General features: G+C 69.3%; 21 protein-coding genes and 1 pseudogene. 11 read left to right on the forward strand and 11 right to left on the reverse strand.

Features of this window, described 5'->3' with window-relative positions; translation table 11 throughout:
* Nucleotides 1-30: 30 nt before the first annotated feature.
* The 5 genes from UA74_RS16250 (at nt 31) to UA74_RS16270 (ending at nt 4,774) form a co-directional block, all read left to right on the forward strand.
* A complete protein-coding gene (locus UA74_RS16250) occupies nt 31-1,821 on the forward strand; it encodes a VWA domain-containing protein (RefSeq protein WP_075764766.1) in 1,791 nt (596 codons plus the stop codon).
* A 46-nt stretch (nt 1,822-1,867) separates the two neighbouring features.
* Nucleotides 1,868-2,191 (forward strand): hypothetical protein, encoded by a 324-nt coding sequence (locus UA74_RS16255; protein WP_157442249.1) that lies wholly within the window; start codon nt 1,868-1,870, stop codon nt 2,189-2,191.
* A gap of 172 nt (nt 2,192-2,363) precedes the next feature.
* Nucleotides 2,364-3,179, forward strand: a complete 816-nt coding sequence (locus tag UA74_RS16260; RefSeq protein WP_075741027.1) for a hypothetical protein — start codon at nt 2,364-2,366, stop codon at nt 3,177-3,179.
* A 404-nt stretch (nt 3,180-3,583) separates the two neighbouring features.
* Nucleotides 3,584-3,907: a hypothetical protein gene (locus UA74_RS16265; RefSeq protein ID WP_157434243.1), complete on the forward strand. Its 324-nt coding sequence runs from the start codon at nt 3,584-3,586 to the stop codon at nt 3,905-3,907.
* A gap of 387 nt (nt 3,908-4,294) precedes the next feature.
* Nucleotides 4,295-4,774: a hypothetical protein gene (locus UA74_RS16270; protein WP_075741029.1), complete on the forward strand. Its 480-nt coding sequence runs from the start codon at nt 4,295-4,297 to the stop codon at nt 4,772-4,774.
* Between the two features lie 817 nt (nt 4,775-5,591).
* Here the strand turns inward: UA74_RS16270 and UA74_RS16275 are convergent.
* Both UA74_RS16275 and UA74_RS16280 read right to left on the reverse strand, forming a co-directional pair.
* Nucleotides 5,592-6,053 carry a hypothetical protein gene (locus UA74_RS16275; protein WP_075741030.1) on the reverse strand — a complete coding sequence of 154 codons (462 nt, stop codon included), beginning with the start codon at nt 6,051-6,053 and terminating at the stop codon, nt 5,592-5,594.
* A gap of 92 nt (nt 6,054-6,145) precedes the next feature.
* The gene (locus UA74_RS16280; RefSeq protein ID WP_075743889.1) at nt 6,146-6,880 is read right to left on the reverse strand and encodes a MarR family transcriptional regulator; all 735 of its coding nucleotides are present in this window, start codon (nt 6,878-6,880) and stop codon (nt 6,146-6,148) included.
* A gap of 384 nt (nt 6,881-7,264) precedes the next feature.
* Between UA74_RS16280 and UA74_RS31890 the strand changes: the two genes are divergently transcribed.
* Nucleotides 7,265-7,600 carry a hypothetical protein gene (locus UA74_RS31890; RefSeq protein WP_157442250.1) on the forward strand — a complete coding sequence of 112 codons (336 nt, stop codon included), beginning with the start codon at nt 7,265-7,267 and terminating at the stop codon, nt 7,598-7,600.
* A 714-nt stretch (nt 7,601-8,314) separates the two neighbouring features.
* Nucleotides 8,315-8,542 (forward strand): annotated as a pseudogene (locus tag UA74_RS33630) (transposase); the annotation flags it as partial.
* Nucleotides 8,543-8,556: 14 nt separating this feature from the next.
* Here UA74_RS33630 and UA74_RS31895 read toward each other — a convergent pair.
* From UA74_RS31895 to UA74_RS16325, 9 genes are all read right to left on the reverse strand, one after another.
* On the reverse strand, nt 8,557-9,306 hold the full coding sequence (locus UA74_RS31895; protein ID WP_157442251.1) for a hypothetical protein: 750 nt from the start codon (nt 9,304-9,306) through the stop codon (nt 8,557-8,559).
* A gap of 956 nt (nt 9,307-10,262) precedes the next feature.
* A complete protein-coding gene (locus UA74_RS16290) occupies nt 10,263-10,892 on the reverse strand; it encodes a C40 family peptidase (protein WP_318533253.1) in 630 nt (209 codons plus the stop codon).
* Between the two features lie 288 nt (nt 10,893-11,180).
* Nucleotides 11,181-12,230 carry a replication-relaxation family protein gene (locus UA74_RS16295; protein ID WP_075764770.1) on the reverse strand — a complete coding sequence of 350 codons (1,050 nt, stop codon included), beginning with the start codon at nt 12,228-12,230 and terminating at the stop codon, nt 11,181-11,183.
* Nucleotides 12,231-12,345: 115 nt separating this feature from the next.
* The gene (locus tag UA74_RS16300; protein WP_075764772.1) at nt 12,346-14,871 is read right to left on the reverse strand and encodes a type IV secretory system conjugative DNA transfer family protein; all 2,526 of its coding nucleotides are present in this window, start codon (nt 14,869-14,871) and stop codon (nt 12,346-12,348) included.
* 33 nt (nt 14,872-14,904) lie between these two features.
* Nucleotides 14,905-16,791, reverse strand: a complete 1,887-nt coding sequence (locus UA74_RS16305; RefSeq protein WP_075766179.1) for a VirB4 family type IV secretion system protein — start codon at nt 16,789-16,791, stop codon at nt 14,905-14,907.
* On the reverse strand, nt 16,788-17,918 hold the full coding sequence (locus UA74_RS16310; protein ID WP_075764774.1) for a PrgI family protein: 1,131 nt from the start codon (nt 17,916-17,918) through the stop codon (nt 16,788-16,790). The genes UA74_RS16305 and UA74_RS16310 overlap by 4 nt, the downstream gene beginning before the upstream one ends.
* Complete coding sequence (locus tag UA74_RS16315) at nt 17,915-19,981, reverse strand: hypothetical protein (protein ID WP_075764776.1); 2,067 nt, start codon at nt 19,979-19,981, stop codon at nt 17,915-17,917. Before UA74_RS16315 ends, UA74_RS16310 begins: the two co-directional genes overlap by 4 nt.
* Nucleotides 19,982-20,066: 85 nt before the next feature.
* Nucleotides 20,067-20,366, reverse strand: coding sequence for a pilin (locus tag UA74_RS16320; RefSeq protein ID WP_157442364.1), 300 nt, complete (start codon nt 20,364-20,366; stop codon nt 20,067-20,069).
* A gap of 200 nt (nt 20,367-20,566) precedes the next feature.
* On the reverse strand, nt 20,567-21,562 hold the full coding sequence (locus tag UA74_RS16325; RefSeq protein ID WP_075764780.1) for a hypothetical protein: 996 nt from the start codon (nt 21,560-21,562) through the stop codon (nt 20,567-20,569).
* 594 nt (nt 21,563-22,156) lie between these two features.
* Between UA74_RS16325 and UA74_RS32910 the strand changes: the two genes are divergently transcribed.
* From UA74_RS32910 to UA74_RS16340, 4 genes are read left to right on the forward strand one after another with little or no spacing between them, the layout of a single operon-like run.
* Complete coding sequence (locus tag UA74_RS32910; protein ID WP_198042732.1) at nt 22,157-23,080, forward strand: hypothetical protein; 924 nt, start codon at nt 22,157-22,159, stop codon at nt 23,078-23,080.
* The gene (locus tag UA74_RS16335) at nt 23,077-24,204 is read left to right on the forward strand and encodes a TRM11 family SAM-dependent methyltransferase (protein ID WP_404799942.1); all 1,128 of its coding nucleotides are present in this window, start codon (nt 23,077-23,079) and stop codon (nt 24,202-24,204) included. The genes UA74_RS32910 and UA74_RS16335 overlap by 4 nt, the downstream gene beginning before the upstream one ends.
* On the forward strand, nt 24,201-24,374 hold the full coding sequence (locus UA74_RS31900) for a hypothetical protein (protein WP_157442252.1): 174 nt from the start codon (nt 24,201-24,203) through the stop codon (nt 24,372-24,374). The genes UA74_RS16335 and UA74_RS31900 overlap by 4 nt, the downstream gene beginning before the upstream one ends.
* Entirely contained in the window at nt 24,368-25,702 is a 1,335-nt protein-coding gene (locus UA74_RS16340; RefSeq protein WP_075764784.1) for a DNA cytosine methyltransferase, read from the forward strand. The genes UA74_RS31900 and UA74_RS16340 overlap by 7 nt, the downstream gene beginning before the upstream one ends.
* Nucleotides 25,703-25,924 lie beyond the last annotated feature (222 nt).

A 25,924-nucleotide genomic window follows, 5' to 3' on the forward strand; every position in this document is an offset into this window, starting at 1 on the left:
CGACCCCGTCGAGGAAGGACACCCGTCACCATGACCACCCACCTGATCAGCGACCCCACCGTCCCTGGCACCGCCGTGTTCCCCGCCGCCCCCGGCTGGCTCACCCTGTCAGCCGCGATGACCGAGGAGGTCCCGGTGATCGCCGACCGCGACGACCTGCTGGTCACCATCGCCCCCGGGGCCGGACACGGCGGACCGGCGTGTTTCCTCCACGCCCACGCCGTGATCGAGGTCGACGGCACCCACCTCGGCGCCGTCGACCCCGCCACCGCCACACCCCACCGGATCGGCGACCGCGCCCGCTATGCGACCGCCTGGGGGCTGCTCACCCACGAATGCGCCCACGCCGCCCACAGCCGATGGGACCCGCCACCCGGCGCCAAACCGAATGCCGCCACCGCCGCCACCCTGCTGGAAGAGTCGCGCATCGAGGCCGCCCACCTACGGCGCCGCCCCGACGACCGACACTGGCTGCGCGCCTCGACGATCAACCTGATCCTCGCCGACCTCCCGGCCGCCGACCCCGCCCACGGTCCCGCGATGACCGCCCACGACGCGGCACAGGCCGCCGCATTGTTGCTGGCACGCACCGACGCCGGGGTCCTGACCGCCACCGAAACCGCACCGGTCGCGCGGGCCGTGGAGTCCGTCCTCGGGAAGGACGTCCTCGCGGCGTTGCGCGCGGTGTGGTGTGAGGCGTTCGGCGTCGCCGACGACGACGCCGAGGCCATGCTCGACCTCGGCCGCCGATGGTGCGAGATCATCGGCACCGACGCCGACAGCGACCCCGACGGCGACCCCGACCCCGACCCCGACGGCGACCCTGACCCCGACGGCAACGGCAACGGCAACGGCAACGGCAGTGACATGGCAACCGACCCGGATGCCGCCCCGGTGCCCTCGCCGCTCACCAGGGCGATCACCACCAGCCTGGCATCGGTGGCGCGGGCGGTAGCGGACGAGGCTGGACCCGTCGATCCCGCCGACGCGACGGCGACACCCGCCGCCGACCCGCTCGCCGACACGGTCGCCCAGCGGGTGTTCGCCACCGACGGGCCGCGCGACGGGCGCACCGCCACGACCGGTACCCGGTCGCCGACCGCCGCCGAACGTACCGCCGCCCGCACCATGGCACGCGCGCTGAACACCGCCGGGATTCGGGAATGGGTGGCCACGAAGACGACCTCGGCGACCCCGCCCGGGCGGCTGCGGATGCGCGGGGCGCTGGCCGCCGACGCACAACGCGCCGCCGGGGCGCTGCCCACCGCCGAGCCGTTCACCCGCACCACCCGCACCACCGTTCCCGCACCACCGCTGCGGCTGGGCATCGCGTGCGACGTGTCCGGATCAATGGACACGTTCGCGGGGCCCGTGGCCTCGACGGCGTGGATCCTCGCCCACGCCGCCCGCCACACCCGGGTGCCCGCCGACACCGCCACGGTGATCTTCGGCAACCACGTGCGCCCCATCGTCTACCCGGGAACCGCACCCGCCAAGGTCACCGAGTTCGACGCCGACGACGACTGGGAAGCCGTCGACAAGGCCCTCGACGCACTCGACGGCGCCCTCGGCCTGTCCCACCCCGGCGCCGCCCGCCTGCTCGTCGTGATCTCCGACGGCTACTTCCAGGACGAACCCCGCGCCGCAGGGCAACACCGCGTCGACCGGCTGCGCGCCACCGGCTGCGGCGTGTTGTGGCTGTCCCCCAACAACTACGCCACCCCGTTCAACGGGGTGACCGTCCACACCGTGACCGACCCCACCGCCACCGCGCGCGCGGTCGGACGCGCCGCCACCGCCGCCCTGCACGCCACCCGCTGAACTCCGGCACACCAACCCGGCCACCACACCGAAAGGACTATCGATCATGGGAATGGCGCTGTTCGTCGTCGGACGCGGCGACCACGCCCGCGCCCTCGGCGCGGTCGTCCTGTACATCCCGACCGGCGAAAACCCCGGCCCGACCCCCGAGGTGATGAACACCCTCCCCGAAGGCCAGGCGGTCCTCACCGCCCCCACCGTCGACGCATTCGAACGCGCCGTGACCGACCTGCTCCCGGCATGGCGAGACGCCTGGCGGGGAGAAGCCTATCCAGGGTTCGACGACGAGTTCGACTTCGTCTACGCCTACGACGACGACCGGATCCTGTTCTGGCGAGACCACACCTGGCACGACATCACCGCCACGTGACCAATCTCGACACCTGGCTCACCCGACACGGGATGCGACCCGACGGTTGGTGACCACCTCCACGACCTACCCACACCCGCACCACGACCGAGGGGAACCCGTGATCCGGAACGGTCACCATCCAGCCCCCGAACCCGCACCGACCCGACAAGAACAGGAAGGACCAACACTCGTGATCGACAACGACGCGGCGGACTTCTACCTCGGGCGGGGAACCGACGCCCGCTGGCTCGGATCACTCGCGACCGACGGAGACCCCGCCTCGATACTGCCCGGCTACGGACTCGACGTCGTCCGCGACGCCTCCGACTACTTCGCGACCCTCGCCCGGCTCCTCCACGACAGGGAGGTCGACGAGCCTTTCGGCGCCCACCCCGTGAGCTGGGGATGGCCGTGGCCCTACGAGACCAGCGCGGTCACCGGCTGGACCTACGCCTGGGACGGCGGACTCTGGATGTCCCGCCTCGGATCGGCCTGGACCCGCATCAGCCGCGATCCCACCGAGTTCGGTGCCGCCGAACCGATGTTCCCGACGATGCTCCCCGCGACGACACCCGCCACCTCCTACCTGGACGCCGCGCGACCCGGCCGGGTACACGGTTGGGCCTACACACCGACCGCCGACTGGCCGCTGCCCGAGGTCGCCGCCGCGATCCTCACCCTGCTCACCCTCCGCGCGCACCACCCCACCGTGGCCCACGATCGCGTCCGTCTCCGCTACGCCATGACCCTCGACCCCGACACCCGCGTACTCCAGGTCGACTGCCACGGCTACACCGACGCCGACCTCCGCGACACCAACGGAAACACCCTCGTCCGCCCGCACGAGGCCGAGGAAGACGTGCACCGCGCCATCGCCGAATTCGGATGGCACCACCCCGACGACCCCACCGACCGGCGACTGCACCCCATCGTCCGATGCCTCGACGAAGCCACCCAACAAGCACGTGCCCAGACGATCGGAACCGTCACCATCGCACAAACCTGACCCGAAGCCCCCGCCCACACCCCGCGCCGCCACCGGAAGGACGTGTGGTCCTGGGCACCGGCCAGCTGTGGTGGCGGCCGGCACCGACCCCGACAGCACAGACAGCGACCCCACGCCCGACCCCGACGCCGCCCGCCTGTTGGTCGTGATCTCCGACGGCCACTTCCGGGACGAACCCCATGCCGCAGGACAGCACCGCGTCGACCGGTTGCGCGCCACCGGGTGCGGCGTGTTGTGGCTGTCCCCCGGCGACTACGCCACCCCGTTCAACGGGGTGACCGTCCACACCGTGACCGACCTCACCGCCACCGCGCGCGGTCGGACGCGCCGCCACCGCCGCCCTGCACGCCACCCGCTGAACCCCGGCACACCAACCCGGCCCCCACACCGAAGGATTATCGATCATGGGAATGGCGCTGTTCGTCGTCGGACGCGGCGACCACGCCCGCGCCCTCGGCGCGGTCGTCCTGTACACCTCGACCGGTGACAACCCCGGCCCGACGCCCGACATTATGAACACCCTCCCCGAAGGTCAGGCGGTTCTCACCGCCCCCACCGTCGAGGCATTCACCCGCGCCGTGGTCAACCTGTTCCCGGCATGGCGGGACGCCGAGCTGGGTGCGGCCTATCCCGGGTTCGACGACGAGTTCGACTTCGTCTACGCCTACGACGACGACCGGGTCCTGTTCTGGCGAGACCGCACCTGGCGCGACATCACCGCCGCCTGACCGGTCGCGACACCACCGACCGCCGGCCGGCCCGGCGTGGCACTACCCGCGCCCGATCCGATGACCGCGCCCACCCGCCGACGGCGCCACGCCGAACGGCCGACGACGCCCCGTTGCGTTCCCATATCGACCGGTGCCGACACACCGCCGCCACCGGCATACCCGCCCGGAACACGGGCGTCCGTGGCCACCACCGCCACGTGAGCGGCGCACACCACAGCCGTCTCATGTGGACGTTGTTGATCAGCGGCAATAGCGGATTACGCCATACGGGCCGTTCCCGCCAGCCACGGCCACATCGGGTTGACGTCGGCGCGGCAACCAAGCGTCCATACACATCGCCGTACGGCACCGACCCAACACACACCAACACGAACGGAGAACCCGATGACCACCACACCCACACCCACGCCGACCGCCACGACCGACGAACCGACGCGCAACCCCCGCCTAGTCACCCTGATCGACACCGAGGCCGACGTTCCCCCATCCCCGCCGCCGATGGGCATGCCCGCCGACGCCGAGGGCCTGTTGATCACCTGTGTCGACGTGGACACCACCTCGACGAACCTGACCGTCGAGCCGATCCTGTTCGAGGCCCACTGGCTGCACACCCTGCGCCCGGCCCGGGACGTCGAGGGCGACGTCGTGATCCGGGTGCACACCACCGCATCCGACACGCACGTGGACATCGAGCTGCTCGTCGCCTATCAGGGCCGGTGGGAGCAGGCCGGGGTCTGGAACGGACTCGACACGACCTGGCCCGTATACGTCGCCCGCACCGTCTCCCTGATCATGCGGCTCGACGGCGACGCCGCCAGGCCCATGCCGAGGTCGACCCGACCGGGACACACCGACACCAACTGAGCCGCAAACTCATCGGCCGGAACCCGGGCACACGAACCCGGGTTCCGGCCGAACGGTGTCCCGCATCGCATCGAAACGACACCGCGCCCGAAGGCGCTCACGTCGACAACACCCGCAACCACCACATTCGCAGGCACGTCACCGACACCGCCGACGCCCGGACCACACGTCACCGGCGCCGGGGCGTGCGGCCGGACATCGCAATGACACCCGGTGCCCCGTGCCCGCCCCGTGACGGTGGCCGCACCCGGTGCAACACGGCGGGAACCGGAAGGTGCGCCGATGCCGCCGAACCGCCACGCGACGGTTCCGGGCGAGGCGCGTGCCATCGCGGCATCCGTGCCGCGACACGGCGCCCGACGAGGCGCCACCGCACGCACGACCCGCGTACGGCGAACGGGCCGTCCGGGGCAGGGCCGCACACCACGGCCCGGTCGTAGGCGTTGGGCCGATACCCCGACCGGGGCGACACGAACCCCAGTACCGCGCCGTCGACGTCGGCAGGGCGAGGCGATCCCGCCCACCACACCACTACCGGACCGCACCGAGCGCGCACGTCGACGGCCCGACCCAACCCCGAATGACCGGGCGGCGCCGTCCGTCCGGTCGAGCCGCCCGGCGCACCGGCGCGGGCCGGCGACGCCGCGCGTGTGGTCGCGCCGGGATCGCCGACGGATTCCACCCGATGCCCGCGACGTGATCCGTCTCATCGGTCCGCCGGACCCGGCACCGTCACGAACACCGCCGACAGCCGGACGGGCGTGATCCCGGCTCGCTGTCATCCGCCGGGATCACGCCCGAAACACCCTCCGCCGTATTACCCTGCCCGCGATCGATCCACCTCGTCGAGGCGATCAAGGACTTCGGGCAGGTCCCTCGTCAGGTGTTCGCAGAACGTCCGCAACGCCTCCATTCGTCGGCGCCCCGCCACCCCGTCGGCACCGACGTGCTCGATGCCGCGCCGCGCCGCATCCCCCATGACCCGCAACGCCGTACTGAACGTCGCCATCAGGCGCAGGCCGACCTGGTCCGGACACCGGTACCGCCGTGATCGGGTCCCCGGTGTCGGAACCTCCTCGATCAGGCCACGCTGGGCGAGCACGTCGACGGCCGCCCACACCGACCCGCTTCCGACCTGGAGATTTCCCGCTATCTGGACGGCCGTGATCGCCTCCTCGTCCGTGAGCAGCAACCCTGCCAACACCCGGGCGGGCATGCGCCGCAGGTCGAAACGTGTCAACGCCAACGCGAGATCCTCGGTGGCCTGGAGATCCATCATCCGTCCTTCCGTTCCCGTTCCTGTCGGTCGCGACAGGCGGCGGGTGCCGACCACAAGGCGGCACCCGCCGTGATCACCGATGCCGTTCGGGGTCACGCCGTCGGCGCGTCGCCCTCGACGGCCTGATAGCGCTTCGGGGATTCGGCGACCCGCCTGGCGTAGCCGTCGGCGACCAACCTCTCCAGTGCGTTCGCGACGGCCCCGCCCGACCGACCCAGCCGCTTGCCGAGCTGGGCCGGCCCGAACGACTCACCGGGGTGCGCGGTCAGGTAGTCCTCGACCATCCCCCGGAGGGCGCCCTTCGCCAGTCGACCCGTCGGTCCGGTCCGAGGCGTAGGGGCGGTGTCGGTCGACGACGGCGCGGGCGGCGCCTCCTCGATCGGAACGTCGGCCTCGGCGGGGGTCGGGTCGGCGGCGGTGTCGGTCGGCGCGTCGGGCACGACGGCCAGCCGGACTGACATCACCTCCTCGCCCGACGGAGTCGCCCCGTCGCCGTCGGAATCGGAATCCGACCCGCTGTCGGTGTTCGTGTCCGGCTCGACGTCGGTGTCGGTGTCGGCGGGTCCGTCGACGTCGATGACGCTCCACCGGTCGGCGGGGCGCCGACCGCCGGTGGCGATGCCGGCCGTCCTCGTGGCGCTGCCCTCCGTATCCCACGTGGCGAGGATCTTCGTCGCGGTCGACCGGCCGATGCCGGCGGTGAACGCGAGGTCGGCGGCGGTCGATCCGGGATTGTCGTGCAACGCCCGCCACAACCGGTGCTCCGCATCGGTGCGGCGACCGCCGGGAACGGCGTGCAGGCGGGTGGTGTTCGTGGTGTCGGGCATGACGGCCACTCCTTCGTAAAGAGGGGTTACGGGTCATGCCCCCGGGGGCGGTGCAGCCCCCGGCGCGCTACCGGTCGAAACGGGCTACGCGTCTATGAACGCTTCCATCACCGCGACGAGTCAAGCCCCACACCACAACACAACCGTCTCATGTAGACGTCCGTGATCAGCGGCTATAGCCGATTGCGCCATCCCGGTCGTCCCGTCACATCCGGCCGCATCGGGCTTGACGACGGCGCGCCACGACCACGCGTCCATACACATCGCCGTACGACCTCGACCAGCACAACCGACCGCGAACGGAGATCCCGATGACCACCACACCGACCCCGCCCATCACCGACCAGCTCACACCGTCGAACTGGGACAGGGACCCCGGACATAGTGGTCCTGTTCGACGCCGACCCCGACGTGGTGTCCCCGACGCCGATGGGGATGCCCGCCGACTACGAGCGCCTGATGATCACCTGCATCGACGTGGCCACCACCCCGCCGGGCCTGACCGCCAACCCGATCCTGTTCGAAGCGGCCTGGAACAAGACGTTCCCCCGGCAGAGGATGTCGACGGCGACGTCGTCGTCCGCGTGCACACCACCACATCCGAAACACACGTCGACATCGAGCTGCTGGTCGCCACCAGGGCGTATGGGAACAGGCCGCAATGTGGCACGGTCTCGACGACACCTGGCCACGACACATCGGCACGCACCGCCGCAATGATCTTGCGCCTCGACTACACCGTCAACGCACCCATGACCATTCCTGCCAGCCGCCCGGAGCCGATCTTCACCGCCTGACACCCGATCAGACTCCTCGGCCGGAACCCGGATACACGCGGGTTCCGGCCGAACGGCGTCCCCTACACGCGACACCGCCGCCCAACCTGACGAACGCGACTCGATTCACGTTCGGAGATCACCTGTCCGAGGGAGATCCATAACGCTCTCGAAACGTCGGGCCCGCGATGACCTCGCCACCGTGTGAGAGTGACCCGATGCATACTAACTGCGTGCGGACTGCGCTCTTCGGCTACGGACTGCTGACTGTCCCAGAGGTGGAGGCACGACTAGAGACCATCCAGTCGAGGGTGGGCAATGGGCAGTGTCCTCGGTGTTGCGGACGATTGCCCGAGTGGCCCGACACCTCTCACACCATCTCAGACTGCTGCTTGCCGATCTGCAACGCTTGTGGAAATAAAGAATCCACCGAGGAGTTCCGCACCGGGTTTGTGCCACCTATCCCCGAGTGGGACTCGTTGCCTATAGTTCCGCGTCGGATCCGAGTGCGAGCCCGATACGTCTCGATGCCCATTCCCCTCGGTAAACGCACGTGATGTCCGTGCGGAAATCGCCCCGGGACCGCAATCTTCCGATTCCAGGCACCGCGCGAACGCATCTACACTCCCCGCAATCACTCAACCGGAATCGACGCCCCTTCTACAACCCGCACGCACTCTGGCAACGGGGCACCAACGAAAATACCAACGGACTCCTCCGACAATATCTCCCCAAGGGAACCAACCTCTCCACCCGCACTCACGCCGAACTCGACGCCATCGCCGACGAACTCAACAACCGTCCACGCCAGACACTCGACTGGCTCGAACCCATTGAATTCTTCAAAAACCTCCTACTTAACGACGGTGGTGCACCCACTGCTTGACACCAGCCGGGCCTTTATTCCGTCAAATCGTCCACCGGCACCACTCGAATGTCCTTTAGATCCCGAAGCCATACAGTAGATTCCGCATCCCAACCCCGCAGCTCGGCAACTCCAAGCGATGTAACTACCGGAAAATTCTGCGTAGCCAAGAGCCCTCTTGCAGTGAGATGGACAGCGCGGAAATCGACGGAGACGTCCCGCCATTCGACACAAATACGACCACCTCGAGAATCACCTGGATATTGCGAGGCAAGCCATTGAAAATCCCTGAGAGCATCAATGTGATAGATTGAATGATCACTCTCATGAAAGTAGACGGACCACAGAGTTCTATTCTCTCTCGAAAATTCCGCACGCTCCTTCCTTGCCCAGGAACTCTCACCATTAGGCAGGTAGGAAGAAGTCCAAAGCGCCCCTTGAGGCTTCTCCGATATGACAGAGCCAAGCCGGGAATCCAGAGTGCCAACGGATCGGATTTCGCCTGTTTTCGAGAACCAGGATTGCGGACTACTCAATTCCGTCCGCGCAAACCAACCCGCCTTCATGCGGCCCATAATCCGTTCGGCCACGTCGTCCAATTCAGGAGCAATCTGCGGCAGGAACACATCGCGCGAATTCCGGAGGCTTGCAGCAAAGGTTATCTGATGATAAAGATTCACATCGTCCAACCGCCGCAGGCCTTCGAAATCATCCAAAAATTGCTTGCACAGCTCCACCAGAATAGGGCTTTTGAAAGCACCCGAAATGAAATCTTGACTCCTCACGCAGAGTCCCTTCAGTCACGATCAGATACGCCCCGTAATATTGCACTACAAGGTCGCACTTCCGAGACTGAAGGGCTACCTCGGCATCAGATAGTACAGGAGCTTAGCAACTAATCGATCGAGCGGGTGTTACGTGGCTTCGCTCGTACCTGACACCGTTGTGGTCCACCATCAAAAACTCTGCCCTCGCCAGATAGCGAACACTCCTACAGGGCTCCGCTGCAGCTGCTCCGGCATATACGCCCCTGCCACTATTAGATACATCTTCGGCAGACGCGACAAGGCTGAAATAACCTGGCGTAGTTTCCCTATAGAGATGAGTCTCAACTCCCAGATACGCCTTGGCAGTGTTGCACGACATCACGCCGTTACTAGTCACGTAACCGGGCCTATGACCCGATTTATGCGGCCAATCCAAGTTGAAGTTGCAGTCCGACACCTTCTCCAGGATCTCGACGTTATCCGCCACCGAGGCAGAAGTGCCGGAAGCAAACAGAAGAAGTCCCGAAAGGGGCACCAATACCAGGCCGAGCAGCTTTCCGAGGCGTGTCTTCATCAACAATCCTAACTCATAGGTGCAGGAATTCGAATTGAATGCATAAGCCGCACGGGAGCTTTCATCCCGCACATACCTCGATCGAGACTTCTTGAACAGGTAGAAATGTTACTCGAGCCCATCCCGTAGCACACTCCACTAAATAGTGGTGAAAAACGACACAACATTGCGACATGGAGGGAACTTGATGGCCACCCCAAAACAGGCCGTAACGGAAAATCTGCCATTTGGGTGAAAGTTTACCCACACTCAGATCGATTCTTGACAATCGCCAATCAACATGCATGAGCGGCACCTGAGCTAGGTGGCGTTCAACTCGCCCAAGGACGAGCCCAATTGTTGGCGAAGGTTGAGCACAGGAATCGCCTCCGATCAGCGTCGGCGCAGCCTCCCGAAGGATTCAAGAGAGGCGGCGAGCACCGACATAACTGTCATCGTCCCAGCGGTACGCGCCGATTTGGACGGGTTGGCCGAAGGTGGGTGCGTGGATCATCTGGTCGTTGCCGAGGTAGAGGCCGACGTGGGTGATCTTGGTAGCCGGGTTGCCGTAGAAGACGAGGTCTCCGGGGAGCAGTGCCGTGTCGTCGGGGAGCCGGGGTCCGGCGTGGTATTGGGTGTGGGCGGTGCGGGGGAGGGTGACTCCGGCGGCGGCATAGGCGGCGGTGGTGAGTCCGGAGCAGTCGAAGCCTGCGTGTCCGCCGTCGGGGCCGTTGCCGCCCCAGACGTAGGGCAGGCCGAGTTGTCCCATGGCGTAGTTGATCGCTGTCTGCGCCGCGTCGGTGGGTGCCTGGTCGGGGCTGCCGTGGGCGGTGGAGTAGGTGTCGGCTTGGGCGAGGACTTTCGCGACGTACCAGTCGGCGCGGTTGTAGGCGAAGATCGCGGCGTAGAGGTCGTCGGGGGCGCCGGAGTCGCAGAGGTAGAGGGCGGCGGCGTGGACGGCGTCGTGCGGGTCGTATCGCGACGGCGGGGCGGCGCCGCCGGGTGGGATGCGGCTGGCGACGGAGTCGAAGGTCGGTTGAAGGAACTGCATCGGCCCGCCGGCCCCAGCGTAGTTCTCGCCGTCGTTGACACCGGGGAGTGGGACGCGGCCGTGGTCGGTCTCGACTTTCCCGATGGCAGCGAGGACGGCCAGTCGAGGCCGGGGCAGGTCGGGGCGGCTTGGAGGTAGAGGGTCAGGTAGTCGCCGGGGATGTCATCCAAGGCAGCCTGGCTTGGTGTGGTGTCGGAGCTGCCGAGGAACGTGGTGGCCAGGCCGTGCAGGAGTGCGGCGATGAGGACGGGGATGAGCAGGAGCGCGCCAAGTCCGGCGAGGGCGGTCTTACCGCCCATGGCGGTCCCTGTCGGGTGCAGTGTCCGTGCCGATGCCGGGCGCCGGGGGACACGGGTCGGGCGGCGGCAGTACCAGGGCTGGTGCGGTCGGGGCGGTGGTCGTCTCCGGTGCGGCGGGCGTCGGCGTCGGTCTGTTCTGGTGGTGTCGTGAGTCGGGCAGGTGGTGGAGTGCCCGCCGCGCTCCGGCTCCGGTGGCGTCGAGGGGAAGCCAGATCGCGTCGGCGGGGGTCGCGTCGGGATGGTCGGCAGTGGCGGTCGCGATGGGGAGACGGTGCGGGTGGTCGAGGTCGGCCCGGGCGCGGGTCAGGGCGCGGCGGGCACCGGCTTCGCGGCGGGTGGTGGGCAGCCAGAGCAGGAGCGGGGTGGTGATGCCGGTGGCCTCGGCGAGTCGGGCGTAGCCGTGGAGCTTGCGGGTCAGGACGGCCAGGGCTTCGGTGCCGGTGTCGTATTCGAGGAAGAACTCGATCTCGCGGTCATCAGCCTGCCAGCGGCCATAGGCGTCGGGGCGGACGAGGTCGCCGAAGTGGGCGGCCACGCGGGTCTCCGACCACCACGCGGTCACCGCGGTGGTCGGGTCGTGGCGGGCGCGGCTGATCAGGCTGGTGAACCACTGGTTGATGCCGATGGTGTGGGCCAGGTGCAGGCTGTAGGCGATGCCGAAGGCCCGGTCTCGCCGGTAGCCGAGGTCTTTGACGTCCAAGCCGTCCTCGGCGGCCAGGACACTGGCGCCTGCGGGTGCGAGGACGTAGTGCATCGGGGCGGCCCCGTGGGTGGTGAACGGTTGGAAGCGGTCCAGGACGCTCCACTGGTACAGCTCCAACAGGCGCTGGCGGGCCGCGCGACCGGAGGGGAAGGCCAGGTCGGTGATCTGCTGTGAGGTCAGGACCCGGTGCTCGTGCAGCATCCGCAGCAGCCACCGATCCCGCGCGGTGAGCCGGGCGGCAAGCGCAGCCTGGTGTTCGGTCGAGTTCGCGATCCTCGGACGCGCACGGGTCGGTTGAGACCCGCGCAGGGATCGTTGTGTGGGCACGGTGGGCATAGCGAACCTCCGAAGAAGACGGGACGGGGATACCGGTCGGGTGTCGCCTGCGGTGCCGGTACCTGAGGCGGGGCGGCGGGCGGCATGGTCGGGGCGTGGTCGGGATCTGATCCGTTCAGCCGGTCCGGCGAGGGTCGGTGCTGTGAGGTCGAGGGCCGCTCGTTGGTGGTGGCCCCGCCGGGTCGGTCGTCGGCGCCGAAGTCGTCGCCGGTGTGGCGGGCCGGTCACGCAGGGCTCGTCGGAGGTCGCGGGCGCGGCCGGGGATCGCCGGGGGCAGCGGGCTGGTGGTGAGGGTGAACGGCGGGGTGTTCTCGCCGTGCAGCACCAGGCGGGTGGCAGCGTGATAGGCGCCCAGGTGCGCGAGGTCGTGTTCGGTCAGTCTCGGGGCGGTGTGGCGGGCCAGCTCGCGGGCGTCTTCGGGGGAGGCGGTGAAGAAGATCTTGCTGCGGGCGTTGGTGGAGATGCCCTCTCGCAGGTCGCGGGGAAGTTGGCCGAGGTGTTGGTGGGCCAGAGTCATCGACACCCGGAAACCTCGGGCCTCGGCGAGCATGTCCTCCAGCGGGTAGGGCAGGTTGAGGAAGTTGTGGGCCTCGTCGATGACCATCGCCGCATCACGGCGATCCCGTTGCGGAGTGCGGGCGCGGCCGGTGGTGGCCTGCCAGGACTGGGCCACGATCAACGACCCGACCAGCCGGGCCGTCTCCTCCCCCAACGTGCCCTTGGGGATGCGCACGAGGCAGATCCCGCCGTCGAGCACCCGGCTTAGGTCCACTGTGGAGTGTCCGGCGGTCAGTGCCCGGCGAACGAAGGGCCGCAGGAGGAATCCTCGGAGTTTGTTCATCAACGGGGAGATGACCTGGGAGCGGCCGGAGTCGGTGAGTTCGTCGTACCAGGTCCAGAAGCCGCGCAGGACGGGGTCGACGACTCCGGCGACGACGCGGGAGCGGAATGCGGGCTCGGACAGCAGGCGAGGGAGGTCGGCGAGGGTGGTGACGCCTTCCTGGGTGCGCAGGGTGAGGCAGGCTGCGCGCATCACGTCGTCGGTGCGTGGTCCCCAGAACGCCGAGTACACCCGGCGGAACACGCTGACGAGGTTGTCCACGACCAGGTCGGTCTCTCCGCCGTCGAGGGGGTTCAGACACGGCGGTGGCGTCCGGGAGTCGGCGTCGAACACCACCAGTCGATCCGCCGCCGAGGCGGGCAGGCGGGAAAGGACGTCGGTGACCAGGTCGCCTTTCGGATCGATCACCAGCAGGCCGCGACCGGCCTCGGCGTCGGCGAGGATCATGTTCGCCAACAAGGTGGACTTGCCCGACCCGGTGGCGCCGAGGACGTGCAGGTGATGCCGGGCATCGGGCACGCGTAGCGCGACGGGCCTGCGGTGGCCGCTGTCGGTGAGTCCCAGGGGTTTGGTCTGCGGGCCGGGCACGGGGATGCCCGGCGGCGGGGCCAGGGCCTTGGCTCCGGCGCGTTGCACACCGGGAGTGGCCTCGTCGACGGGCAGGTGCGCCAGCGCGGCCAACTCGGGCACCGACAGCAGGTCGCCTCGGCCGAGGCGCCGATCGGACACGACGCGGGCGGGGTTGCGGAGGCGGCGGCGGGTGTAGTGGTTGTGCTCGGTGTACGAGGCGAACGCCGCCGCCAGGGCGTGGGCTCGACCTCGCGCGGTCTGCCGAGCGAGCCGCACCTCCTCCTCAGAGGCTTCCGGAGGTAGGTCGGTGGTCACGGCGTAGCGCAGGACGGTCTCGTACTGGGAGCCGCGTTGTTTGGCGACCACCACGCGGTTCTGCGCGGCGTAGTCCAGCACCGTCTGCGGGTCCCCTCCCGGCCGTGTCGCGGAGGTGGCGCGCCGTCGGGGGGTTCCGCCGGGGGTGAGCAGGTCCAGGGCCAGGCCGACCGGGTGGGTGGCCAGGCCGGTGTGCAGGCGTCGGGCCGCGCGGCGGGCGCGGGCGACGCGACGGCCGGTCACCGGACGGGCCAACACCTGCACGCACGCGTGTTCCCCGAGGCCGAGGCCGACGGGGGCGCCGATCAACGCCCGCAGGGGGTCGGTGTCGAAGTCGGCTCGGATCGGCAGGGCCTCCGACCGGGCCAGGCGCAGCTGCCCGGCGATCAGCACCCGAGGCCGTCCCGCCTCGACTGCGGGCAGGGGCGGGCCGGCGGGTGCGGTGCGGGTGTGCGCGCCGGGCCACGCGGCCTCCACGGCCCGCTCGACCAGACCGGGCGGGACGGTCCCCGGAACCCACAGCCGCAGGGCAACCCCGGCGTCGGAGAACAGGTACTCCCACGCGAGGTGCGGCTGGTTCCCGACCAGGCGAGCGAGGGCCGGGCGCAGCAGGCCGACGAGGTTCGACCACAGCGCAGGCCCGCCGGCGGCATCGACGGTGGGCGGGGCGAGCACCGTCACCACACGGGCATCGACCACCAGCCGCCGATGGCAACGCCGTTGCCACCACACCCGGACGGCGATCAACACGGCGAGTGCTGCGAGCGCGGTGGGGCCGACGATCGGTCCCCAAGTCAGAGCCCATCGGCCGAGGGCAGTCACCACGGTGTGCAGGGTGCCGCCGGGGTCGCGAAGGTAGTCGCCGACCCAGCCGGCCGCCAGGACCGGCGGGCGGAGGTGCGCAGGCGTGGACATGGGGATGCCTCCTTTCCACGGTGTCGAACGGGATCAGTCGATGTCCAGGGGCAGGTGCTCGCCCTCGGAGTCGCCGTCCCGCCACTCCTGAGGTGCGGGTCCGAGGTCGACGGCGGCGTCGGTCTGTCCGTCGTCGGCGGCGAGTTCGGCGGGGCTGCTGGTGGCCAACTGGTGCTCTGTCGGGGAGGCGATGCTCTGGAACGCGACCCGTTGCGTCCCGGCGGACAGCAGTCCTTGGCCGCGGTCGGCGGTGAGGAGGAACTGGCGTTCACCGTCGGAGAGGTCGAAGGTGCGCGTGATCTCATCGATCGCCTGCGGCGCCTGACGCAGCAGGATCTGGGTGCCAGCGTTGGCGACGACCGCCTTGCCCAGCTCGGAACCAAGGACGTCGGCGGTGTCCTGGGTCGCCACGGTCAGCCCTGCCCATTGTTTGCGGGAGGCCTTGGCCATGCGGAAGAGGAACTCCGCGCCGGCCTGCTCCTTCATCAGCAGCCAGGCCTCGTCGACCACGACCAGGCGGGGGCGGCGGATGGCCGGGTTGGACACCCGCCGCCACACCGCATCCAGGGTGAGCAGCGTCCCGATGGGCTTGACCTCGTCGGGCACATCCCGCAGGGAGAACACCACCAGGTGGCCCTCGGGGCGGGTGGTGGTGGGACCGTCGAACAGTCGCTTGAACGCGCCCTCGACGAACGGGTGCAGGCGGGCCGCCAGGTCACGAGCAGCCGGGTCGTCGGTGGCGGCGAGGGTGTCGCGCAGATCGATCAGCAGCGGGGCGGGGCGGGTCCAGGTGCGGGCGTCGGCGGTGATGCCCACCCGCCGGTAGGTGGTGGTGATCGCCCGGTCCAATGCGGCCCGCTGCGCCGCCGACAGCTCGCCGCCGAGGATGACGGCGATCACGGTGTGCAAGAACAGGCTGCGGCGCAGCAGGGCGTCTTTCGGTGCGGTGCGGCGGCCGTCGGGGCGGGTGTGCACGGGCAGGTCGAAGGGGTTGAGGCGGACGTCGTCGGCGCCCAGGTGCAGATAGGTGCCGCCGACGGCCTGGGCCAGGCGGGCGTATTCGTCCTCTGGGTCGATGACGCAGATCTCGATGCCCCGATACAGACTGCGCAGCAGCTCCAGCTTCACCAGATACGACTTGCCCGAGCCGCTGCGTCCGAGGATCACCGAGTTGTGGTTGTCCAGGGCGAAACGATCCCAGTGCACGAGGCCCTGGGAGCCGAGGTTGACGCCGTAGAGCACCCCCGCCGGCGCGGCCGGGGCCGTCGGATCTGCGGGCGGCAGGTCGGGGCTGGTGAAGGGGAAGGCCGCCGACAGGGCAGCGGTGTCGAAGGTGCGGCGCATCCCGACCAGGTCCAGACCCATCGGCAACGTCGTCACCCACCCCTGCAACGCCCGATAGGTGGTGGGTTTGGCGTCCAACAGCAACGACGCGGCCAGCGACCGGATCGCGGCGATCTCCTCGACCAGCCCTGTCTCGGAGGCGGCGTGGATCGTCAGGTAGAGCCCGACGCGAAAGAGTTTCCCCTCGCCCCGGGCGACGCGAGCCGACAAGTCGTAGGCGTCCTCGGTCGCGGCCTCCACGTGCGGATCGACTAGGCGGCCCTTCTCCGCCGTCTGCCGCCGTCCCGACTCCAACTTCGCCAGCTGCCGCTTCAGCCGGTTCGCCGCCGTCACCGGATCGACCGGCTCGACGTGCAGCGACACGTCGATGCGTCCCGGATAGGTCACCAGCGGCTGCAACCACCCGGGATGCACCTCGCGGGGATACCCGGCCACCGCCAGGGACGCCACCCACTGCGACCCGATCTGAAGATGGCGTGTGCCGACCACCAGCGACTCCGGAGTGAAGGCCGCCGCAGCGGCACTCGACCCGGAGGCGTCGGCTCGAGGACGGCGCGAACGTCGAGGACGTCTCATCCCGCCCACCTCGGCCCGTCGTCGACCTCGGCGGACACGGCGTCGCCGTACGCAGCGGGATCGTGTTCTGCGACGTCGGGGGTGGGCTCGCTGGTAATGACGTCGTCAGCACCGGCCAACGAGGCCGAGGCGGGGATCAGCGAGTCGGGATCGCAGGCAGCGGCGAGCACGGCGGTGGCCTGACCGGCATCCAGCGGCGTCACCACGATCCCGGCCGGGGTGAAGAGTTCAGCGGCCTCGTTTACCCGCCGCAACAGCCGCGCCTCCGCCGCCCGCCGTGCCGCCTCCGTCGCCTCGAGGGTCGGACTGCGACGCCGAACGAGCCCGGTGAGGGTCGCCGTCGGGGACGCACCGCCCAGGCCCGGGTCGGTCGTGGTGTGGACGGGTTCGCGCAGGATGAGCAGGATCTGACGGCGCAGCAGGTCGGCCTGGGTGTCGAGGTGGACCAGGTAGTCGGCGTGCTCCCGCGCGGCGTCCTCCAACGCCGGGTGCGGCAGCGTCGGAGCACGCTCACGCAGCTCGCTGATCTGCGGGGACAAGTCGAGGTGCTCCGCGCGGATCAGAATCTGCACCGGGGCGGTCAGCGAGTGCAGATACCGGCCGAACGTCGCGACCAGCGACTCCTGTTCGGTCGGGGTGCGCAACGCGAAGTTCACCGCCCCGCAGGTCGCCACCGCCGCCAGGCCGTCCCGGCCGAGATCGATCACCCCGGCATCGGTGACCCCGTGAGCGGGCAGCCGCAACTCCGCAGGTGCCGCAGGCTGGGTGGTCGCGTCGCTTCCGCTCACGGAGGACGCACGAGCGGTGAGCCAGTCCGGCGCCGGACGTATCCCCTCCGGTGCCGCCACACGCAGAGCGGGAGTCCGGCGCTGCCGCCACGCTGCCACCAACAGCCGATCCAGTGTGATGCCGTCACGTCGGCCGAGGGCGATGACGGCGGCGGCGACACCGATCGGAATCCCGAGGGCGAGGAACACTGGCAGCGGCACCAGTTCGCGGGTCGACGTCCAGGTGCCGTAGAGGACGATGCCGGTCACCGCCAGGATCGCCAGCTGACGGGCGGTCAAGGTGCCGACCACCTGATCCGGACGGTCGACGTCGGCGGGAATTCGCACGGGACTGGTCATGACGACCTCTCTCCTTTCGGATCGGTGCGCCGCGGCGGCGGTGCGGGAGGACGGGGAGTACGCGGCAGATCCAGTGGCAGCCGCAGTTGACGGCCGCGACGAGGCGGCGGCGCGGAAGGCGGCGGGGAGACGGGCGCAACAGCACCGGGCGACGGTGGTGGGGAGGATGTCGTGCGGTGGACGCCGTCCAACGGCAGCCGGTACTGGCCGGTGCGATCCGCGCGGGTGCCCTGATAGGGATCGAAGGGCAGCTGCGGCTGCCGCACCCGAGACCGCGACGGCGGACGCGGCGGCGGAGGCGCGGAGCGGGGCGGAGGCGACGCCGCCGGGCGCGACGTGCGGTGGACGCCCTCCAACGGCAGGCGGTACTGGCCGGTGCGGTCTGGACGGTTGCCCTGATACGGATCCAACGGCAGCTCCAACTGCCGCCCGCCGCGCCGCCCGTGCCCGTGTGGCGAAGGCCCAGCCGGCTGGTGGCCCGGCTGCGGCGCGGGTTGCCGCTCGACGTCGAGGGGCAGTCGGTACTGGCCGTCTCGGCCCAGGACGGGGCGGTTCTCCGGCCAGTCCTTCCCCAACGGCAAGGACAGCTGCTGCCCCACCGCAGACGACGCCGCCGCGTTCGACGGGGACGGCGTCCCATGGCCGGATGTGCTGGTCGAGGATCGTCGAGTCTTCCGCACCCCAGGCAGCGGAAGGACGTACTGCCCGTTCGCCGCCGTCCGTGTCGACCAGGACCTCCCGCCGGCCAGTGGTGGAGACACCCCGCCACCCGCCTGGGCCGGGTTGCCGCCGCCAGCGGGAGGTGGAGCCCCGCCGGTCTTGCCAGAGCCCGAACCGCGTCCTCGGCCGCCTCCGCCGAGGAGCCCGAAGGTCTTGTACGCCAGCCATCCCTTCGCCAGCGAGCCGATCAACGACCGCCCGCCGCCGGAGACCGACGACATCACCCAGAACGGGATCTTGAACAGGATGTACATCAGCGCCAGGGCGACGACGAGGTTGACGAGGCTGCTGCCGTCGGGGCCGAACAGGGTGAACCCGCCGGGGCCCAGGAACACCCGCATCGCGGTGATCAGGGTGAGGCTCTGCACCACCTGGATCGCCAGACACCCGCCGAAGGCCTTCCACCACCACTTGGCGATGCCCTCGGTGTGCGGAAGGGCGTGGAACATCAAGGCCAACGGTGCTCCGACGACCAGGATGATCGTCATCGCGACCCGCACCACGTAGGTCACCAGCAGCGCGAGGAGCAGCCCGGCCAGGACCAGCCCGAGGATGATGATGAAGAACCCGCCAGCCAGCGATCCCAGGATCAGGTCTTCGAGGTTCTCCGCCGCCGAGGTCGCCTCGACGCCGCCCTCCATCACCGCCGCCGACAGCGCGTTGGCGACCGTGATGGCCTGGGTGGCCACGAACAGCGACAGCGCCCCGGCGAGGAATCCCACCGCGATGCGCGGGATGAGTTCTTTGATCGTGTAGCGGGTCTGCAGGGACTCGTAGGACATGATGAGGATCCCGGCGATCAACACGAGCAGCCCGTAGGAGGCGAGCAGGATCTGCCAGGAGGACTCCCACAACTCCCCCACCCGAGGCAGGGAGTCCGGTGTCGGGGTCGTCAACAGTGTCCGCCCCAGCAGGTCCAACAACGGGTTCAGCGCGTCGACGACCACGCTGCGGATGAAGTCGTCCACGGCCTCGGTGACACAGGCGCCGATGTCGGTCAGCCCACAGGCCGACTCCTCCTCCGGCGCCTCGCCTGGCCCCGAATCCTGCGGCGGTGTCTCCGGCTCGGGCGACGGCTCGGGTTCGGGGGAAGGCTCCGGCGGCGCCGGAGGTGCCACGCACTCCGGCGGCAGGGCCGCCGGAGGTTGAACCTGGCAGTCCTCGGGCAGTTCCGGGCCGGGGTCGCCGGGGTCGGGCAGGCACAGGACGGGGTCGTAGTCGGGCAGCTCGCACGACGGCGGAGGCGGCGGGTCCGGAGACGGCAGCTGCGCTGCGGCCGGAACCCCGCCGACCCCCACACCGGCCAGCACCAGCGCGGCGACCACCACCAGGCGGCTCAACACACGACGAGGCAGCAGGGACGGCTCGACAGAAGAGAACCGGGAGTCTGCGGGACGCGCGGATTCCGCGCTGCGAGGGCTCATCGGCTCAGACCCCGACGATCCCACGGAGGATCTCCACGACCAGCGGCGCCAACGCCGCCAGGCCGTAGCCCCATCCGGCGGACTTGAACGACCCCTTGGCCTTCTCCACCTCTCCCGGATCCCCGGCAGCCATCACATACCGGACACCGCCGACGGACAGAAACACCGTCGCCAGCCCCGCGAGGATGCCCATCAACCAGTCGCGAACGTTGGTCAACACCGCATCCACCGACTGGGCCTGCGCCACCACCAGCACCGCCCGTGCACCCGCCGACGACGCCAACAGCAACACCCCGGCCGCCATCAACACCACGACCACCGCCACCCGAACGCCCGTCCGCCGCTGGAGGCGCCGACGGGCGCGACGACCAGACCTCGGATGTCCCGTGCCGGAAGGGCATGCCGGGGACGGGCCGCGCTGCGGCGAGGGACGCTGGCGAGGGTGATCGGACAAGACCGTCTCGGAGTGCGGGTGCGGGGCGCACGAGTCGCGGGAAGCAGAGTTCACAGGCATCGGGGGACCTCCGGTGTCGAAGACGACGGCGATGAAGACGAAGCGGGAGAACTCGAGGGCCTCCCGTGCACCTGAACTCCGGAATCACGCCGTCGTTTCGACCGAACGGCCTCGGTTTTCTCCGACGAGCCACAACGCGGTCGTGTCACCGACGGTGACGATGTGGGGGTGGTGGCGGCCGTGGTGACGGTCAGGGTGTCGGCCACCCGACGTGCCGGATCGCCGCCGTCGTCCGCGTCGTCGATGTCCTGGAGGAGGTAGGCCGCGAGCCGGTGCTCGGCGCGGCGACGGGCCTGGTGCACCGTCGCGTAGGAGGCATCCCGTTCGGCGACGACCGCGGCCAGCGGCCTGCCCTCCAGCCGGGTCGCGGCGATCAACTCCGCGTCGGCGGCGGTGATCACCTTGTCGGCGACGGCGCGCGCCAGGACGAAGTCCGGGTGCCCCCACGGCGGGACCGGCGCGGCCGAGCGCACGGCCTGACCAGTGGGCTGCGGCGCGTCCAAGGCCTCGCGCACAGCGGCGTGCCCGGCCCGGTAGGCGGCCCACCGCAGCCGCAGCATCACCCGAGGACGACGCAGATCCACCCGAGGCAACTCCGCGAGGAACCCGGTCAACACCGCAGCGTGGATGTCGGCGGGATCACCGGCGAACCGCGCCGACAACCGGCTCGCGATACCCAACAAGGCCGGCAGGCCGACCCCGACGCAGCCCACCGTCCACGCCGCGCCGTCGGTCCGCGCCAACAGCACCAGGTGCGCCCACACCGCATCGCGTACCGACTGCGGGCACCGTCGTGCCAGCAGCCGATCCCGCACCTCGTTCAACGGCACCCGCCGGTTCGGGAAGCCGGAAAACAGACGGCCGTCCAGCGACAACGGGTGCGGCCCGGTGACCAACAAGTCGAAGGCCGTCCGTGCGACGTCCAACGGCATCGCCACGTGGGAATGACCGGACCGACGACCAGAAAACGAGTGAGGAGAAGACATGACATGCGCTCCTGTCGACGACGAGAAGAGGACGTCGACAGCAAGACACAGCGGGTACTACACCCCTACTACCGAACTACTACACGACTACTACCGCCCCAACAGAAAAGATCACCATCCGGCTCCGCGAAGGTCGCCATGCACCTCTGGCAAAGATCAGTCGGCCTCTGCCGAACGACGTCACCAGAATCGACGGTAGTACCGTATGACCTGCTACTTGCTGGCCCAGTAGTAGATCGGTAGTAGCTCTGTCGTAGTGCCGTGGCAGGCAGATGCGGACTGCACTACGACCAAGATTCACGCGGACTGGTTCATCGTCGAGAACCGGCACGGAATCGACTCGTCAGCTGAGCGGTCCCGCGCAGCTGAACCACGTCGCATGCTCATAGTGGCGACGGAATTCCGAAGACCAGCATCTCTCCCGCTATGCCGTCGAATTCCCCACCTAGTTCGCATCTGCGTCAGGTCCGCAGACAAGTCCGAGGGAACACGGTGGGAGACACAAAACCGTAGATCGGCTGTCGAAAACAGGTCCACATCACGGAGTTCAGGGATGTCAGCGAAACACCACTCCCGCACCGTGGAAGGCAGCCCATGAACTCACCCGATCACCCGCCCACCCCGCGACACGCCAGCCTGACCCGGGCGCCCCGGACGTCCCACCCGACGGCGGCGGGCCGCCGGGCGCAGGCCGCCCGGCCGACACGGATGCCCGCGATCCCGCCGACCGTCTGGTCCGCCTCGACCACTCACCCCAGCGCGCCCCGGGATCTGTGGCCCGTCGGGGTGATCTCCCAGATCGTGACGTCCTTCAGCCAGCGCGGTGACCATGTCCTGATCATCACCGCCGACACCACGACCACCGAACGGATCGACTCGGTTGAGACGGCGACCAGAACCGGGGCCGGGGCCGGGGCTGTCGAGGCGGCGTTCGACGCTGTCACCACGGCGGGTCGCGTTGCCGGGATCACGGTGCTGTGGAATCGGCCGCTGTCTCACGAGTCCCCGGCACCGGCCTACTGGGCGAGTCTCGTCGCCGGCCCCGACCACCCGGCCGCCGCCGGCGAACGCCCGCAATCGGATCCGATCGTCGAGGACGACAGCGTCCAGCCGAGGGCGGATCTGATCATCGCGGCCGTGCCGCCGTCCTGGACCCGACACCGCCGAATTGACCACCTGGCGTTGCAGGCCGCCCGTCTGCTGCGGACCGGCGGGATCCTGGCTGTCCTCACCCACAGTGACGTCAGGGAGTGGCAGCTGGTCGACCCGACCGGCCCGGTCGTCACCGCCGGCCAGAACGCCGACCTGCTCTACCTCCAACACATCGTGGCGCTGCACCACACCACCGACGAGCCCTCGGACAGCGAGGTCGTCGGCACCGCCGCATCGGACGTCGACCGGCCGCAGCCGCACCGACGGGTGCATTCCGACGTCCTGGTCTTCGCCCAGCCTCACGACCACGAACCCCCTCCGACGTCGGCCGTCACCGCGACCGTTCCCTCGCAGGTCATCCGATGACTCCCCGGCGCGTTCCCCGCCGCGACGCCGTCACCCCCGAGCAGAGAAGGACTCTGATGCCGCAGGCCACCCCCGAGTTCCCCGGCGACGACAGCCCGACCGTGCCGATTCCCCGCGCCGAGATCGATCGGATCGACCGACGGGCCCGCTCGCGGGCTGCCGGTTCGGTGCACGAGATCTCACCGCCTGGTTCGGTGTCGGGGTCGGTGTGGATGACCGCGCAGCAGTCGCCCGGTGCTCAGCGCAAGGGCCGCTACATCGCCGAGTCCACGGCGCATCCAGCGAAGATGCTCCCGGCGGTCGCCGCCCACGCCATCGCTCACTACACCACACCGGGTGAGCTGGTCTTGGACCCGATGTGCGGTATCGGCACCACCCTCGTGGAGGCCGCTCATCTCGGCCGACGAGCGATCGGCCTCGAGTACGAACCGCACTGGGCGCAGGTCGCCGCGGCGAACCTCGATCTCGCCCGCCGCGCCCGCCCCGAGGTCGACGCCGCGGTGTTCCAGGGCGACGCCCGCCAGCTCCTCCATGTCCTTCCCGAGGTTCGGGGTCAGGTCGCGCTGGTGGTCACCTCGCCGCCCTACGGGCCCTCCACCCACGGGCAGGTCTCCGTCGTCCCCGGCGGCGGAGTCCACAAATACCACCACCTCTACGGCAACACCCTCGACCGAGGGAACCTCGCCAACATCGGCCACCACCGACTGCTCTCCGGGTTCACCCGCATCCTCACCGGCTGCGCCGCCCTGCTCCGGCCCGGCGGGCACATCGCCGTCACCCTGCGGCCCTGGCGGGAACACGCCGAGCTGATCGACCTGCCCGCCCAGATCCAGGCCTGCGGCACCCACGCCGGGCTCATCCCCGTCGAACGCTGCGTGGCCCTGCTCGCCCGCCACGACGACAACGGCCAGATCATCCCGCGCGGATCGTTCTTCCAACGCGACTTCCTCCGCAAGCAACGAGAGCGCGGATTGCCCCTCCACCTCATCGCGCACGAAGACGTCCTCATCTTCCGCACCCCACTGACCGAGGAAGACGCCGAACAACCCACCGGGCCCGCCAGCACGAACCACACCCGGACCTCCCGGCCGCTGGCGGAGCTCGCCACCGAGCAGGTCGCATGAGCACCCGTGTGCACTGCCACGCCTGCGGACTCCGCCGCCACTACCGACACCCCGACACCGCACGCACCGCCGCCGACCACCACCGCTGCCCGACACCACCACGCACCACCCGCGCCTGCCAGGCCAAGCCCATCACCGACCAGCACCGGTCAGAGAGGGGCGCATGGTGACCGCCCCCGACCTCAAACACGTGGACACGAGACCGGTCATCGGATCCCTCTGCACCGGAACCGGGGCACTGGACCTCGGAGTGCTCGCCGCGCTCGGAGGCGGGCGGGTGGCATGGTGCGCCGACCCCGACCCTCACGTCCGCAGCATCCTGGCCGCGCGCATGCCCGGCATCCCCAACTTCGGGGATCTTCGCGCCGTGGACTGGGCTCGAGTCGAGCCGGTCGACCTCGTCACCGTCGGCTTCCCCTGCCAAGACATCTCCGCCGCCGGACGACGCGCCGGCATCCGAGAAGGGACCCGCAGTGGACTCTGGACCTCGATCATGGCGGCCCTTCGCCTCCTACGACCCGCCTACATCCTCGTGGAGAACGTCGCCGCCCTCCGCTGGCGACACGGCGGACTCGACACCGTACTCGCAGACCTGGCCCAAGCAGGGTTCGATGCGCTCTGGCGAAGCGTTCGCGCCAGCGACGTCGGGGCGCCGCACCGTAGGGAGAGGGTCTTCCTCCTCGCCTGGCAAAAACCAGACACGTCCGGATCATCGATCAAGACGTCGAGCCGCTTCTGGAGTGGACCAAACACTCCGATATGCCAACAGCACGGCACCGCTGGCGGAGAACCGCAAGGGCGGGGTTACGAACTGATCCGGTCCTCGACCTGGCTTCCGACTGCTCTGGCCGGGATCTTCCCGAACGATGGTGAAATCACCGACCACAACGTCGTCCACCATCCGCCGGACGGAATCGACAGCTTCAGCAAGCCGCTGTCCACCGCCGTCCCGCGCCTACCACCACGTATCGCCGCCGACAGCCCTCAGGATCTGTCGACCTTCGCACTACTGCCCACGCCTCGCGCCACGGAAGGCAGCAAAGGCAGCCCCAACCAACGCGGCTCCAAGGGGGACCTCACTCTTTCCTCAACGATCGTCCGGCTCCCAGCTGGCGACGCCGACCGACATCCAGCCAGCAAGGTCGACTGGCGCGACTACGCCTCGGCTATCCGTCGATGGGAACAGGTCCTCGACCGCCCACCGCCGCCACCCACCGAGCCCGGCCGGAATGGCAGACGACGCCTGGCCCCCGAGTTCGTTGAATGGACCATGGGCTTACCGCCTGGCTGGATCACCGACCTCGGCCTTCCCCGCGTCGCCCAACTCCGAGCATTAGGGAACGCCGTCGTCCCCCACCAAGCTGCCTGGGCGATACGACTGCTGCTCGATGAGCTGGGCGCACACACTGTCCGCTCGACCTGGGCACGTCCGCCGCAACGGCCTTGCGAGCGCGAACCCTCGAGCCCATGCAGCAGTTCACCATCCCGATCGCTCTGAATCACGCCTCGACACAAGGGAATCCATGATGCCCTCAGACGACCACCACGAAGCCTCAGACTCGATCAGCAACAGTGCGCGGCCCAGAACCGTCGAACCCAACGGCAGCGACCGAAGCCCCATCCCGCCGCCGTCGGTCTCGCCCGTTCTATCCGGCGAACGATCCGAGTCGCTCAGTTCTCGTCTTGCCACAGCCATCACGAGCAGCGGGTCCTCGACACG

Source organism: Actinoalloteichus fjordicus (assembly GCF_001941625.1).
Classification (GTDB): Bacteria; Actinomycetota; Actinomycetes; order Mycobacteriales; family Pseudonocardiaceae; genus Actinoalloteichus_A; species Actinoalloteichus_A fjordicus.